At 64.6% G+C, this 13,411-nt stretch carries 14 protein-coding genes; 12 read left to right on the top strand and 2 right to left on the bottom strand.

Translation table 11 applies throughout. The annotated features are described in order from the left end of the window. Positions 1 to 3: 3 nt before the first annotated feature. From ACFW0H_RS04450 to ACFW0H_RS04460, 3 genes are all read left to right on the top strand, one after another. Positions 4 to 1,872 carry an IucA/IucC family protein gene (locus ACFW0H_RS04450; protein WP_422912689.1) on the top strand — a complete coding sequence of 623 codons (1,869 nt, stop codon included), beginning with the start codon at positions 4 to 6 and terminating at the stop codon, positions 1,870 to 1,872. A 74-nt stretch (positions 1,873 to 1,946) separates the two neighbouring features. After that, positions 1,947 to 2,591, top strand: coding sequence for an RraA family protein (locus tag ACFW0H_RS04455; protein ID WP_422912690.1), 645 nt, complete (start codon positions 1,947 to 1,949; stop codon positions 2,589 to 2,591). A 288-nt stretch (positions 2,592 to 2,879) separates the two neighbouring features. Then, a complete protein-coding gene (locus tag ACFW0H_RS04460) occupies positions 2,880 to 3,416 on the top strand; it encodes a hypothetical protein (protein WP_422912691.1) in 537 nt (178 codons plus the stop codon). 448 nt (positions 3,417 to 3,864) lie between these two features. Here ACFW0H_RS04460 and ACFW0H_RS04465 read toward each other — a convergent pair whose 3' ends face one another. Further along, the gene (locus ACFW0H_RS04465; protein ID WP_422912692.1) at positions 3,865 to 4,494 is read right to left on the bottom strand and encodes a helix-turn-helix domain-containing protein; all 630 of its coding nucleotides are present in this window, start codon (positions 4,492 to 4,494) and stop codon (positions 3,865 to 3,867) included. A gap of 4 nt (positions 4,495 to 4,498) precedes the next feature. Continuing rightward, positions 4,499 to 4,660: a hypothetical protein gene (locus ACFW0H_RS04470; protein ID WP_422912693.1), complete on the bottom strand. Its 162-nt coding sequence runs from the start codon at positions 4,658 to 4,660 to the stop codon at positions 4,499 to 4,501. Positions 4,661 to 5,018: 358 nt separating this feature from the next. Here ACFW0H_RS04470 and ACFW0H_RS04475 point away from each other — a divergent pair, with 358 nt between their 5' ends. The 9 genes from ACFW0H_RS04475 (at position 5,019) to ACFW0H_RS04515 (ending at position 13,033) form a co-directional block, all read left to right on the top strand. After that, positions 5,019 to 5,909, top strand: coding sequence for a TauD/TfdA dioxygenase family protein (locus tag ACFW0H_RS04475; RefSeq protein ID WP_422912694.1), 891 nt, complete (start codon positions 5,019 to 5,021; stop codon positions 5,907 to 5,909). A gap of 44 nt (positions 5,910 to 5,953) precedes the next feature. Beyond that, positions 5,954 to 7,000, top strand: a complete 1,047-nt coding sequence (locus ACFW0H_RS04480; RefSeq protein ID WP_422912695.1) for an ABC transporter substrate-binding protein — start codon at positions 5,954 to 5,956, stop codon at positions 6,998 to 7,000. A 4-nt stretch (positions 7,001 to 7,004) separates the two neighbouring features. Next, complete coding sequence (locus ACFW0H_RS04485) at positions 7,005 to 7,862, top strand: ABC transporter ATP-binding protein (protein WP_422912696.1); 858 nt, start codon at positions 7,005 to 7,007, stop codon at positions 7,860 to 7,862. A gap of 13 nt (positions 7,863 to 7,875) precedes the next feature. Continuing rightward, a complete protein-coding gene (locus ACFW0H_RS04490) occupies positions 7,876 to 8,742 on the top strand; it encodes an ABC transporter permease (RefSeq protein WP_422912697.1) in 867 nt (288 codons plus the stop codon). 129 nt (positions 8,743 to 8,871) lie between these two features. Next, positions 8,872 to 10,089: a threonine synthase gene (locus ACFW0H_RS04495; RefSeq protein WP_422912698.1), complete on the top strand. Its 1,218-nt coding sequence runs from the start codon at positions 8,872 to 8,874 to the stop codon at positions 10,087 to 10,089. Then, complete coding sequence (locus ACFW0H_RS04500) at positions 10,086 to 10,751, top strand: amino acid ABC transporter permease (RefSeq protein ID WP_422912699.1); 666 nt, start codon at positions 10,086 to 10,088, stop codon at positions 10,749 to 10,751. The genes ACFW0H_RS04495 and ACFW0H_RS04500 overlap by 4 nt, the downstream gene beginning before the upstream one ends. Then, positions 10,732 to 11,391 (top strand): amino acid ABC transporter permease, encoded by a 660-nt coding sequence (locus tag ACFW0H_RS04505; protein ID WP_422912700.1) that lies wholly within the window; start codon positions 10,732 to 10,734, stop codon positions 11,389 to 11,391. The genes ACFW0H_RS04500 and ACFW0H_RS04505 overlap by 20 nt, the downstream gene beginning before the upstream one ends. Next, complete coding sequence (locus ACFW0H_RS04510; protein WP_422912701.1) at positions 11,388 to 12,149, top strand: amino acid ABC transporter ATP-binding protein; 762 nt, start codon at positions 11,388 to 11,390, stop codon at positions 12,147 to 12,149. Before ACFW0H_RS04505 ends, ACFW0H_RS04510 begins: the two co-directional genes overlap by 4 nt. Beyond that, entirely contained in the window at positions 12,146 to 13,033 is an 888-nt protein-coding gene (locus ACFW0H_RS04515; protein ID WP_422912702.1) for a transporter substrate-binding domain-containing protein, read from the top strand. The genes ACFW0H_RS04510 and ACFW0H_RS04515 overlap by 4 nt, the downstream gene beginning before the upstream one ends. The last annotated feature ends 378 nt before the right edge of the window (positions 13,034 to 13,411 follow it).

A 13,411-nucleotide genomic window follows, 5' to 3' on the forward strand; every position in this document is an offset into this window, starting at 1 on the left:
CCGATGAACTTCACCTCACTGGCCGCCGACATGGTGATGCAGGACCTGATCGACTGCCTGCTGGCGGAAGATTTCTTTGCCAACGACACCTTGCCCCTGGTGGACGGCGCGCAATGGCGGCGGGCTCATCCGCAGGCACCGTCCCTCGAAGGCGCCGACCCGCACCAGCGCATCCTGGATTGGTGCTACGACGCCCGGGAGCAGCGTTTCATCAACATCGCCCTGCGTCCGGGCATTACCCAGCAATGGGAGAAGGTGCCGGGCACGCCGGTGCTGGCCCGCCAGGAAGAGCGCTGGACCCTGTTATCCCCGGTGGACTTCATGAAGCGGGTGTTCACCGGCATGGCCTCGCGTTTTCAGAACAACGAAAAGGGCCAGACGCTGTTTCTCGAAGTGCTGCACATCAGCGTCTGGCAAACCGCGCTGTCCCTGGAGCACCGGGTCGACCACCAGGGACTGATGACCCTGGATGGCGCGACCTTCTTCCGCACCATGGAGCAGTGGGCCTCGCTGCGTGATCGTCCCTACCACCCGCTGGCCAAGGCCAAGCAGGGGCTGCTGCAGGGCGAGTACCAGCAGTACCAGGCCGAGTTCGCCCGGCCGGTGGCGCTGAACTGGGTGGCGGTGGACAAGACCCTGCTGCTGTGCGGCGACGGCGTGCCAGACCTGGAGCAGGTCTATCCGGCGCGTTACCTGCTGCCCGAACCGCTGCAGGCGCGTCTGGCCCGGGAGCTGGAAGAGCGCGGCATCGCCCACAGCCATGTGGCCTTGCCGGTTCACCCCTGGCAGTTCGAGCATGTGTTGCAGGTGCAGTTGGGCGAGGCCTTCGCCCGTGGCGACTGCCAGCGCCTGGACTTTACCGAAGCTACGGTATTTGCCACCTCGTCGCTGCGTTCGATGACCCCGTGTTTTGCCAGCGCCGACTACCTGAAGCTGCCCATGGCTATCCATTCCCTGGGAGCGTCGCGCTACCTGCCCGCGGTGAAGATGATCAATGGCGGCCTGAGCGAGGCGCTGTTGCATCAGGTGCGCCGCCTCGACCCGGTGCTGGAGCAGAGCCTGCACCTGTGCGACGAGGGCAAGTGGTGGGCCTTCATGCCGCCCCAGGCGACCTTGTTCGACGAAGCCCCGCGGCACCTGTCGGCGATGGTCCGTGGTTATCCGCAGGCCTTGCTCGACGACCCGGAATGCCGCCTGTTGCCGATGGCCGCGCTGGGCACGCCCTTGCCTGGCAGCAAGCGCCACTTCTTCGACGACTGGATGCAGTACCGCGGGCTACCGGCCAACCATGCCTCGGTGCTGGCCCTGTTCCGTGAGCTGTGCCAGCGTTTCTTCGACGTCAACCTGCGCATGTTCCGTCTTGGCATGCTGGGCGAGGTGCATGGGCAGAATGCGGTGCTGGTCTGGAAAGCCGGCCAGGCCCAGGGCCTGCTGCTGCGCGACCACGATTCGCTGCGCCTCTTCGTGCCCTGGCTGGAACGCAATGGCATGGCCGACCCGCAATACCGGATCAAGAAAGGCCACGCCAACACCCTCTATCACCAGCGTGCCGAGGACCTGCTGTTCTGGCTGCAGACCCTGGCGATCCAGGTCAACGTGCGGGCGATCATCGACACCCTGGGCCAGGTCTACGGGCTACCGGTGACGACCCTGTGGAGCGCCCTGCGCGACGTGCTGGAAGAACTGATCGAGACCATCGGCTTCGACGACGAAGCGCGGGCGATGATCCGGCGGCACCTCTTCGAAGCCCCGCGCTGGCCGCAGAAGCTGTTGCTGAGACCGATGATCGAGCGCGCGGGCGGGCCGGGCAGCATGCCGTTCGGCAAGGGCGAAGTGGTCAACCCCTTCCAGCGTCTCGCCGGTAGGGTCTGAACCCTCGACCGGCCCGGGCCGGGGTGGATCACCCTGGCCTGGGAACTGCCGCAATCACCCTGGAGAAAATGCCGATGAACCATCGGATTGCAACACGGCGACAAGCCCTGGGCGAGGAGCTGCTCAGCCACTACCGGACCGTCGCTTCATCGACCATCGGCCACCTGACCGATGTTGGTTACCTGCGCGGAATAAGGCCGCTGTTCGGCGGCTCGCGCATGGTCGGCAACGTGGTGACGGTAAAGGTCTTCCCGCCCGATGGCGGCATCCTGCGCGAGGCGCTGCTGCTGAGCGAACCGGGGGATGTGCTGGTCATCGAGTGTCTCGGCGATGACTGCGCGTGCTGGGGGGAATTGCGCACATTGGCCGGGAGGATCAAGGGACTTGCCGGCGTCGTGGTCTCCGGCAGCGTCACGGATTCCGCCGCGTTGCGCGAGCACCGGCTGCCCGTGTTCTGCCGGGGCGTCAGTGCTTGCACCACGCGCGGAATCGGGCTGGAAGGTGAGATCAACCATCCGATCCAGGTTTCCGGCACCTGGGTTTATCCAGGCGACCTGGCGGTGGGCGATGACGACGGCGTTTTCATCCTGGATGCCCAGCGGGCGCGGGAGATGCTCCCTGAGCTGCTGGCCAAGGAGGCGCAGGATCGTGAGCGCAGGGAGATGTTCCTGCAGCGGCTCGCAGCGGCGCCGGACCACCCAAGCCACGGGGCGAGTTGATCTTTGCGCGCAAGAAAGGTGGCCCGGGCTTAGATTGTTTATTCACTAGGGTTATTTGCTAAGTGTTGGATCGCATATCCATTTCGCCGGTTTCGGCGCCATGGCCGAGTGGCTGATCGCTACAGCAGTTGATTGCTGGCTATCGCAGCGGATCCGTTCGCGGTTCGCGAAGAATCAGCGGCCCGGCACCGTTCGCCGACGCTGGCCCGTCATCTTGTCCGGCATCCGCGCTTTCCTAGAATCGGCGCCATTCCGATTACTCATTCCATCCTTTGAGGGAGCGCCACCATGATGAATGCCATGCAGATGCCGATGACCGCCAACACCATGATGCCGATGATGGGCATGCCGATGATGATGGCCACCATGCAGTGTGAAATGCAGGACGACGGCATGCTGTGCAAGATGATGCCGGCGATGGGCATGGACATGGCGATGTTCCGCAACAGCGCCGACATGATGGCGATGATGATGAACTGCGGCATGCCGATGATGATGCACTGCGGCAACATGTCGATGATGTGCATGTCCCAGTCCGGCATGGCCATGATGCCGATGATGGGCATGATGAACATGATGCCGATGCCGATGCCGATGCCGATGCCGATGCCGATGATGGGGATGGGCATGCCCATGCCGTCCATGAAGTGCATGATGGAGTGCTCCATGGAGGGCGGCACCATGATGTGCAAGATGATGCCGATGCAGGGCATGAACACGGACATGTTCAAGAACTGCTGCGCGCTGATGATGAAAATGATGGAGTGCGGCATGCCCATGATGATGAGCTGCAACGGCATGCCCGTGATGTGCTGCACCTGCTGATCGGCAGGATGTAGAAAAAGCCCGGCCGGGAAACCCGCCGGGCTTTTTTGTGCCTCCGTAACGGGCGCCTCTGGTTCCAGGATGAAGTTGGACTCGCCGGCGCGAGTCACCCCTCTCCTCTTCAGGGGTGAAGAGGCACGCTTTCGGAAGCTCCGCTTCCGGTGCCGATGAACGCCTGAGCGCGAAGCGATCGGGCTGGGGCGCAGGGCGGGGGCCGGGGGAGAGGGAAGGTGGGATTCACTCGGACCTGCAATCAGGCTCGAACTGCTTCACCTGTAGGGGCGAATTCATTCGCCAAGCAGGCCGCAGGTCTGCCATTCGGGCGCCGCAGGGGGCAGCTTCGTCGCCCTTGGCGAATGAATTCGCCCCTACAAGGAAATACCCCCACCATCCAGCCCCGTAGGGTGGACAGCGATTTTCTGTCCACCAGTCGGGCAGGCGTGGCGACTCAGTCGAGCCGCTCGGCATAGGTGGTGACCAGGTAGGCCACCGCTTCGCTGTCCGCGGGGTTGCGGTAGGTGTGGGGCTGGTCGGCGTAGAACAGGATCGAATCGCCCGTGGCCAGCAGGAAGCGCTCCTCGTTGACGCTGATCTCCAGCACGCCCTGGGCCACCACCAGGTTCTCCTGGGTGCCGGGGGCGTGAGCGGGGGAATCCTCGCTGGCCAGTGCCGCCAGGCGCAGCTCGTAGAACTCCACCTGGCGCGAACAATCGAAGGGGAACAGCGCGCGGCTGACAAAGCTGCCGTCACTGCTCACCAGGCGTTTGCTCTGGCGCGCCGGCAGCACCGCGACACCGTCGAAGGCGCGGTCGTCGAGGAAGGCGGCCACCGAGACCTTCAAGCCCTGGGCGATCTTGCACAACACCTTGATGGAGGGAACGCTGCGTCCCGACTCGATCTGCGCCAGCATGGCCCGGCTCACGCCGGATACTCGCGACAGACCATCCAGGGAGAGGTTTCGCTTGCTGCGCAGGCGCAGCAGATTGCTGGCGACTCGTTGGCCTATGGGGTCGTCCACGACGCCTGGCGCCGCGATCAACACCTGGTCAAGGGCGCCGGCAGAAAAGGACTGCCCCATGGTTTCACGCCTCTCGAATACCGCTGTCCCGACCTTGCTGCAAAATGTGGAACGCGCTGTAGCCCACGCGCGAGGCATACATCAGCCACATCAGCTCGGCCGTGCGGCGGGCCTGGCGGCGCGTGCGATAGCGGGCGATGTCGATGACGTTGTCGGCGCGGTCCATTTGCGTTGCTCCTTTGGAGTCATGGGGTACGGAGCTAGCCTAGTCGCTCCGACTTAGAACAATAAATACTTAATTAGAATTTGTTTATTCCATTTAATCTTATTTGGTGATTGAGCCTTTGGGATGGAGGCGGCTCTAGGAAGCACGATAGCGGGCGGTGGAATGAGAAGTGGCGGAGAGAAGTGGCCGCCATATGCTTATTTCTAAAAGATATTTAAAGTAATTTTCTTATTTCTATACTGTTTTCTCCATGCGTACCTGCCGACCAATCGGCGCGCCGCTCGATGAACCTTCGCGGACACCCCGCGGTTCTTGAACGTTGCGCGCCATGAGCGCGCAGTTTGCATGGAGAGTCGCCATGTCCGTGGCACAAAGCCTTTCTGCGGCACAGCCGCAGCGTTTCGAGATTCGTCCTTTCGCCGGCGCCGCCCTGGGTGCCGAGGTGGTCGGCCTGGACCTGTCCCGGTCTCTGGACGATGCGGACTTCGCCCGCATCCACCGCGCCCATCTGGACCACCACGTGCTGGTGTTCCGCGACCAGCGCATCACCCCCGAACAACAGATCGCCTTCAGCCGCCGCTTCGGCCCGCTGCAGATCCATGTGCTCAAGCAGTTCCTGCTGGAGAGGCACCCCGAGATCTTCATCATTTCCAACATCGTCGAGAACGGTCGGCCCATCGGCCTGGGCGATGCCGGCAAGTTCTGGCATTCGGACCTGTCGTACAAGGAGTTGCCGAGCCTGGGCTCCATGCTGCTCGCCCAGGAGCTGCCGGAGGAGGGCGGCGACACCCTGTTCGCCAACCAGCACCTGGCTTACGACACCTTGCCGGTGGCCCTGCGCCAGGCCATCGAGGGCAAGCGCGCGTCCCACTCCTACACGGCGCGCTACGCCGACGAGGTGTTCGCAGGCATCCAGCGTCCCCAGCTCACCGCGGCCCAGCTCGCCGAGGTCAAGGCGGTGGTCCACCCGGTGGTGCGCACGCACCCGGAAACGCGCCGCAAGGGGCTGTTCGTCAACGAGAACTTCACCACTCACATCCTCGATATCCCCGAGGACGAAAGCCGGCAGATCCTCGCCGAACTGTTCGCCCACAGCGCCCGTCCCGAATTCATCTACCGCCATCAGTGGCAAGCCCACGACCTGGTGTTCTGGGACAACCGCGCGCTGATCCACCTGGCCACCGGCTGCCCCAACCACCTGCGCCGGCGCATGCACCGCACCACCATCCAGGGCGACGCCCCGTTCTGATCCGCTGACCCTTTCCCGCGATCCCTTTTTTCATGGAGCTTCATATGTCTCTAGGCAAACGCTTTCCTTTCATTCCGCGTTTCGGCCGGCTGGCCGGCACCCTGGGCCTCGGTCTCAGCCTGTTGACGGCGGGGCTGGCGACTCCCTCCGTGGCCCAGGCCGAAGGCGAGATCCGCATCGCCGAACAGTTCGGCGTGGTCTATCTGCTGCTCAATGTGGTGCGCGATCAGCATCTGATCGAGAAGCACGGCAAGGCCGAGGGCCTCGAAATCAAGGTGGACTGGACCCAGTTGTCCGGCGGTGCCGCAGTGAACGATGCGCTGCTGGCGGGTTCCATCGACATCGCCGGCGCCGGCATCGGCCCGCTGCTGACCATCTGGGACCGCACCCACGGCCGGCAGAACGTCAAGGGCGTGGCATCCCTGGGCAACTTCCCCTACTACCTGGTGAGCAACAATCCCAAGGTCAAGACCATCGCCGACCTCAGCGACAAGGACCGCATCGCCGTGCCCGCCGTGGGCGTTTCGGTGCAGTCGCGCTTCCTCCAGTACGCCGCCGCCAAGCAGTGGGGCGACAAGGCGTACGATCGTCTGGACAAGTACACCGTGGCCCTGCCGCACCCCGACGCCACCGCCGCGTTGAAGGCCGGCGGCACCGAGCTGACCGGGCACTTCTCCAACCCGCCGTTCCAGAACCAGGCGCTGGAGAACCCCGACGTGCACGTGGTGCTCGACACCTACGAACTACTCGGCCCGAACTCGCCCACCGTGCTCTACACCACCGAGAAGTTCCGCCAGGAGAACCCGAAGACCTACAAGGCCTTCGTCGCCGCGCTGGCCGAGGCTGCCGATTTCGCCCAGAAGGACAAGGGCGCGGCCGCCGACACCTATATCCGCGTGACGGGCGCCAAGGTCAGCCGCGAGGACCTGCTGAAGGTGATCGGCAACGAGCAGATCCAGTTCAGCGTGAACCCCACCAACACCTACCCCTTGGCGGAATTCCTGCACCGCGTCGGTGCCATTAAGAACAAGCCGGCCTCCTGGCAGGACTACTTCTTCCAGGACGAAGCGCACCCGCTGCAAGGAAGCTGATCTGATGAATGCCCCGCTGCAAGGCCGCACGGCCAGCACGCTCACCCACCTGCAGCCGCTGCTGCAGGTGGAGTCGGTGAACCTCGAATACCGCACGCCGCAACGGGTGGTGCGGGCGACCCATGACGTGAGTTTCGAAGTGGACCCGGCGGATCGCTTTGTCCTGCTCGGGCCTTCGGGCTGCGGCAAGTCGACCCTGCTCAAGGCGGTGGCCGGCTTCATCGCCCCGCGTGCCGGCGCGATACGCCTGGATGGCGAACCGGTGCGCGAGCCCGGTCCCGACCGCATCGTGGTGTTCCAGGAGTTCGACCAGCTGCCGCCCTGGAAGACGGTGAAGGAGAACGTCATGTTCCCGCTGCTGGCCTCGCGCACCGCCAAACGCCGGGAGGCCGAGGAGCGTGCGCTGCACTATCTGGACAAGGTCGGCCTGGCCGGTTTCGCCGAGGCCTACCCGCACACGCTGTCCGGCGGCATGAAGGCGCGGGTGGCCATCGCCCGGGCACTGGCGATGCAGCCGAAGATTCTGCTGATGGACGAGCCCTTCGCCGCGCTGGACGCCCTGACCCGGCGCAAGATGCAGGAGGAGCTGCTGCAACTCTGGGAGGAGGTGCGCTTCACCCTGCTGTTCGTTACCCATTCCATCGAGGAAGCGCTGGTGGTGGGTAACCGCATCCTGCTGCTGTCGCCCCATCCGGGGCGGGTGCGGGCGGAAATCAGCAGCGACCGGTTCGACCTGCACAGCCTGGGGGGCGTGGCGTTCCAGAACGCCGCCCAGCGTATCCACCGCTTGCTGTTCGACCAGGAGGACGGGGCTGCACCCGCGTTCGACCTGGGTTTCCAGGACATCCGCATCGCCTACTGACGAGAGTATCCCCATGAGTGTTTCCGGAATCCGCCGCGAGGAATATGAAATCGCCCTCGCGCCTCTCGACAACCTGCCCCTGGAGCGTGAGCTTCCCCTGCACCAGCGCATCTGGCAGCAGGGTTGGCTGCGCAAGCTGGCGATCCTGGCGCTGCTGGCCCTGGTCTGGGAGCTGGTGGCGCGTTACCAGGCCAACGACCTGCTGCTGCCGGGTTTCCTGCAGACCCTCCGCGCCTTCGCAGGCGGCCTGGCCAGTGGCGAGCTGCTGCAGAAGGTGGCGATTTCCCTGGCGGTGCTGGTCAAGGGCTACCTGATCGGCATCGTCCTCGCGTTCCTGCTCACCACCCTGGCGGTATCCACCCAACTGGGCCGCGACCTGCTGTCCAGCCTGACCGCCATGTTCAACCCGCTGCCAGCCATCGCGTTGTTGCCGCTGGCGCTGCTCTGGTTCGGCCTCGGCGAGAACAGCCTGATCTTCGTACTGGTGCACTCGGTGCTCTGGGCACTGGCGCTGAACACCTACGCGGGCTTTCTCGGGGTTTCCGAAACCCTGCGCATGGCCGGGCGCAACTACGGCCTCAAGGGCCTGCGCTTCGTTCTGCATATCCTCATCCCGGCGGCGCTGCCGTCGATCCTCGCCGGCCTGAAGATCGGCTGGGCCTTCGCCTGGCGCACCCTGATCGCCGCCGAACTGGTGTTCGGCGCCACCAGCGGCAAGGGCGGCCTGGGCTGGTACATCTTCCAGAACCGCAACGAGCTTTACACCGACAAGGTGTTCGCCGGACTCATCGCGGTGATCCTGATCGGCCTGCTGGTGGAGTACCTGGTGTTCGCCAGCCTGGAGCGGGTGACCGTCAAGCGCTGGGGGATGCAGCGGTGAGCGACTGTGCTGCAAGGGCAGGGTGGGCCGGGCGGCGTTCCGCTTCAGCCCACCAAACCGAATGGTGGGCTGAAGCCCACCCTACGATCGGTGCCGCGTTCGCAATTCTTTCCCTGCCTGGTGATTCCCATGCCCTATAGCTACCTGTCTCATCTCCATTGTCCGAAGACCGGCGCGCGCTACGACGCCGGCCGCATCCAGCAACTCAGCGACGTCGGTGCGCCGCTGCTGGTGGACTACGACCTCGACGCCCTGCGCACGGCCTGGAAGCCTGCCGACCTGATCGGCCGCGAGGCCAGCCTTTGGCGTTATCACGAGCTGCTGCCGGTGCTGGACCCGGCCCATGTGGTGAGTCTCGGCGAAGGTTTCACGCCTCTGTTCAAGACGCCGTGCATCGGCCAGGACCTCGGCATCGACGACCTCTGGCTGAAGGACGAGGGCATCATCCCCACCGGCTCCTTCAAGGCCCGTGGCGCGGCGGTGGGTGTTTCCAAGGCCAAGGAACTGGGCGTGCGCGCCCTGGCCATGCCCACCAACGGCAATGCCGGCGCGGCCTGGTCGCTGTATGCCGCGCGGGCTGGCATCCAGGCCACGGTGGTGATGCCGGAGGACGCCCCGCTCATTACCCGCAACGAGACCGCCATCTCCGGCGCCCGCCTGTTCCTGGTCAATGGCCTGATCTCCGATGCCGGCAAGCAGGTGGCCCAGGCCGTGGCCGAAGGCGGCCTGTACGACGCCTCCACCCTCAAGGAGCCGTACCGCATCGAAGGCAAGAAGACCATGGGCCTGGAAATCGCCGAGCAGTTCGGCTGGCGCTTGCCCGACGTGATCCTCTATCCCACCGGCGGTGGGGTGGGGCTGATCGGTATCCACAAGGCCTTCCAGGAGCTGCGCGAACTCGGCTGGATTCCCGCCGACCGTCCGCTACCGCGGCTGGTGGCGGTGCAGGCCAGCGGCTGCGCGCCCATAGTCCGGGCCTGGGAGAAGCGGGCGGAGGCGTCGGAGTTCTGGCAGGACTCGCGTACCGTCGCCTTCGGCATCAACGTGCCCAAGGCCCTGGGCGACTTCCTGGTGCTGCGGGCGTTGTACGAAAGCGAGGGCTACGCCATCGCCGTGGATGACGCCGAGCTGCTGGCCGAACAGCGCAAGGTGGCCGAGCTGGAAGGCGCCTTCGTCTGCCCCGAGGGCGCGGCCCTCTATGCCGCCGCGCGCAAGCTGCGCGAGGGCGGCTGGATCAGGGCGGGCGAGCGCGTGGTGGTGCTCAACACCGGCGCCGGCATCAAGTACCCGGACACCGTGCAGGTGGACGTGCCGCTGCTGCAGCCGGGGGAGAGACTGCCCCGATGAGTTTCGACTGGAGCTTCGTGATCTCCACCTTGCCGGCCTTCGCCAAGGCCGTCGGGGTGACCCTGCAGGTGGGGGCGATCGCCATCGCCACCTCCCTGCTGGTGGCCCTGGTCAATGCGACGATCCTGGTGCTGCGCTTGCCGCTGCTGCGCCCGCTGGTGAAGGGGTACATCGAGGTGGCGCGCAACACGCCGCTGCTGATCCAGTTGTTCTTTATCTACTTCGCGTTGCCCGGCGTCGGTATCCGGCTGTCTGGCCTCAGCTCCGCGATCATCGCCATGACCTTCCTCGGTGGCGCCTACCTTACCGAGGTGCTGCGCGCCGGGGTGGAGGCGGTGCCCAAGGCGCAGATCGAGTCGGGGCTGTCCATCGGGCTGTCGCGCGGGCAGCTGCTGCGCCACGTGATCCTGCCCCAGGCGGGCATCCTCAGCCTGCCGGCGCTGTTTGCCAACTTTATTTTCCTGCTCAAGGAAACCACCGTGGTCTCGGCGGTGGCGGTGCCGGAAATCCTCTACACCACCAAGAGCAATATCGCCCTGTACTACAAGACCTATGAAATGCTGGCGGTGCTGACCGCGCTCTGCGTGCTGCTGTTCCTGCCGCTGTCGCTGGTGCTGGGCCGCCTGGAAAGGAGGCTGCAGCATGGCCAGTTCGGGTCTTGAGTTGCTGCTGGTTTCGGCGCCGCAATTGGCCCGGGGCGCCTGGGAGACGCTGTCCATCTCGGCCACGGCGATTCTCTTCAGCAGCGTTGGCGGCGTGCTCTACGGCGTGCTGCGCAGTCTCGGCAAACCCTGGCTGGAACTGCCGCTGCGCATCTACCTGGAGTTGTTTCGCGCCATCCCGGTGCTGGTCTGGCTGTACCTGTTCTTCTTCGGCTTGCCGATCTTCCTCGGCGTCAGCGTGCCGAGCTTCTGGTGCGCGGTGCTGGTGCTGTCGCTCTGGGGGGCCAGCGAGGTGGGGGAGGTGGTTCGTGGCGGCCTGCGTTCCCTGCCGCGTGGCCAGCGCGAAGCGGGCCTGGCCATCGGTCTCGACCTGCCCCGGCTCTATGCCGAGGTGTTGCTGCCCCAGGCGCTCAAGCGCATCACGCCGCCGACCATCAACGTCTACACGCGGATCATCAAGACCAGCTCGCTGGCGGTGCTGATCGGTGTGGTGGATGTCATCAAGGTGGGCCAGCAGATCATCGAACGCACCTACGAGTCGGTGCTGGTCTACGGCTTCCTGTTCGTTTTCTTCTTCCTGCTCTGTTATCCGCTGTCGGCCGCATCGCGCGTGCTGGAGCGTCGTTGGAGTCACCCATGACCGCCTTGATCGAACTGTCTTCGTTCAGCAAGCGCTTCGGCGCCACCCAGGTACTGCGGGAGGTGGACCTGCAAGTCCGGCGCGGCGAGGTGGTGGTGATCCTCGGCCCCAGCGGCTGCGGCAAGAGCACCTTGTTGCGTTGCCTCAATGGCCTGGAGGAAGGGCAGGGCGGCAGCCTGCTTTTCGCCGGCCGCGAACTGAACGGCAAGACCGACTGGCGCGACGTGCGTCAGCGCATCGGCATGGTCTTCCAGAGCTACCATCTGTTCCCCCACAAGACGGTGCTGGAAAACATCCTGCTCGGCCCGCTCAAGGTTCAGAAGCGCGCCTCCGGCGAGGCCCTGGCCCAGGCCGAATCGCTGCTCGCCCGGGTCGGCCTGCTGGACAAGCGTGATGCCTATCCGCGTGAGCTTTCCGGTGGCCAGCAGCAGCGCATCGCCATCGTCCGTGCCCTGTGCATGAACCCCGAGGTGATGCTCTTCGACGAGGTCACCGCGGCACTCGACCCGGAGATGGTCAAGGAGGTGCTGGAGGTTATTCAGGACCTCGCCGAGGGTGGCATGACCATGCTCATCGTCACCCATGAAATGGCCTTCGCCCGCGCGGTGGCCGACCGGATCCTGTTCATGGACGGCGGCGTGATCGCCGAACAGAACGACCCCGAAACCTTTTTCAGCAACCCGCAAACCGCACGCGCGCAGCAGTTCCTGGAGAAGTTCTCCTACGTGGAAAACATGCCTAAAAGGAAATTGTCATGAAACTTGGAACAGCCCTTATTTTCCCCTTGCTCGCCGCGGGCATCCTGGTCGGTTGCGGTAATTCGGATGCGCCCAAGCAGGCGACCAAGGAGGCCACCCCGGCCAAGGAGGCCGCGCCCAGCGCCGGCTACCTGGACAAGATCAAGGCGCGCGACAAGCTGGTGGTCGGCGTGTTCAGCGACAAGCCGCCGTTCGGCTTCGTTGACGAGCAGGGCAAGTACGTCGGCTTCGATACCGACATCGCCAAACGCTTCGCCAAGGACCTGCTCGGTGACGAGAAGAAAGTGGAGTTCGTGGTGGTGGAACCCGCCAGCCGCATTCCCTTCCTGCAAAGCGACAAGGTGGACCTGATCCTCGCCAACATGACCGTGACGCCGGAGCGCGCCGAGGCGGTGGACTTCACCAACCCCAACCTGCGTGTCGCCGTGCAGGCCATAGTCCCGGAAGGCAGCCCGGTGCGGAAGCTCGATGACCTTGCCGACAAGACCATCATCGTCACCACCGGCACCACCGCCGACCTCTGGCTGACCCAGAACCGCCCGAACTGGAAGCTGGTCAAGTTCGAGAAAAACTCCGAGTCCCTCCAGGCACTGGCCAACGGCCGCGGCGATGCCTACGCCCAGGACAACCTGGTGCTGTTCAGCTGGGCCAAGCAGAACCCGGGCTATCGCGTGCTGGCCGACAAGCTTGGCAACGAAGCCCCGATCGCCCCGGCAGTGAAGAGGGGCAACATCGAGCTGCGTGACTGGGTCAATGCCGAATTGGCCAAGCTGGGTGAGGAGCAGTTCCTGCTCAAGCTCTACGACCAGTACGTGCGCAAGGAGCTGGCCGACGGCACCGATCCGAAGTCGGTCATCGTCGAAGGCGGCAAGTGGGAAGGCTGATACCGCTCCCGATGAATGCAGAGCCCGCCGAAATGGCGGGCTCTGCATTTTTGCCTGTCCGGCGATCCCGGCGCCGGGGCTGGCGCTTGCCAGGTCGTTGAGTCGCGCCGCTGAGCGGGATTGGGGTGTTTGCGCCAACAGGCGCTGCCGTGCACCAGGGTGGTTCACAAAAAAGCGTTGATTAACAAGGGGTTATGGGCATATTGCCAGCAGCTGTCCAGGGCGGATGGGTGTCGTGTTTGGGCAGCTTCGTGGCGTTTTCGAATAATTAGGATTTTGCTTGCGGGGCTTAAAGTGGCGCGCCGTTCGAGTGCCGTGCGCTATTGGTGCTACCCGGTCGCGGTGAAAAAGAGCGTCCGGGCCGTGCGGTTTTCTTGT

Origin of the sequence: Metapseudomonas cellulosilytica, from assembly GCF_049334135.1 — a bacterium.
Taxonomy (GTDB): domain Bacteria; phylum Pseudomonadota; class Gammaproteobacteria; order Pseudomonadales; family Pseudomonadaceae; genus Metapseudomonas.

Excerpts from the sequence above, each read along its gene's own strand:
- ACFW0H_RS04450 (WP_422912689.1), top strand. The coding sequence starts at position 4 with ATGAACTTCACCTCACTGGCCGCCGACATGGTGATGCAGGACCTGATC.
- ACFW0H_RS04455 (WP_422912690.1), top strand. The coding sequence starts at position 1,947 with ATGAACCATCGGATTGCAACACGGCGACAAGCCCTGGGCGAGGAGCTG.
- ACFW0H_RS04460 (WP_422912691.1), top strand. The coding sequence starts at position 2,880 with ATGATGAATGCCATGCAGATGCCGATGACCGCCAACACCATGATGCCG.
- ACFW0H_RS04465 (WP_422912692.1), bottom strand. The coding sequence starts at position 4,494 with ATGGGGCAGTCCTTTTCTGCCGGCGCCCTTGACCAGGTGTTGATCGCG.
- ACFW0H_RS04470 (WP_422912693.1), bottom strand. The coding sequence starts at position 4,660 with ATGGACCGCGCCGACAACGTCATCGACATCGCCCGCTATCGCACGCGC.
- ACFW0H_RS04475 (WP_422912694.1), top strand. The coding sequence starts at position 5,019 with ATGTCCGTGGCACAAAGCCTTTCTGCGGCACAGCCGCAGCGTTTCGAG.
- ACFW0H_RS04480 (WP_422912695.1), top strand. The coding sequence starts at position 5,954 with ATGTCTCTAGGCAAACGCTTTCCTTTCATTCCGCGTTTCGGCCGGCTG.
- ACFW0H_RS04485 (WP_422912696.1), top strand. The coding sequence starts at position 7,005 with ATGAATGCCCCGCTGCAAGGCCGCACGGCCAGCACGCTCACCCACCTG.
- ACFW0H_RS04490 (WP_422912697.1), top strand. The coding sequence starts at position 7,876 with ATGAGTGTTTCCGGAATCCGCCGCGAGGAATATGAAATCGCCCTCGCG.
- ACFW0H_RS04495 (WP_422912698.1), top strand. The coding sequence starts at position 8,872 with ATGCCCTATAGCTACCTGTCTCATCTCCATTGTCCGAAGACCGGCGCG.
- ACFW0H_RS04500 (WP_422912699.1), top strand. The coding sequence starts at position 10,086 with ATGAGTTTCGACTGGAGCTTCGTGATCTCCACCTTGCCGGCCTTCGCC.
- ACFW0H_RS04505 (WP_422912700.1), top strand. The coding sequence starts at position 10,732 with ATGGCCAGTTCGGGTCTTGAGTTGCTGCTGGTTTCGGCGCCGCAATTG.
- ACFW0H_RS04510 (WP_422912701.1), top strand. The coding sequence starts at position 11,388 with ATGACCGCCTTGATCGAACTGTCTTCGTTCAGCAAGCGCTTCGGCGCC.
- ACFW0H_RS04515 (WP_422912702.1), top strand. The coding sequence starts at position 12,146 with ATGAAACTTGGAACAGCCCTTATTTTCCCCTTGCTCGCCGCGGGCATC.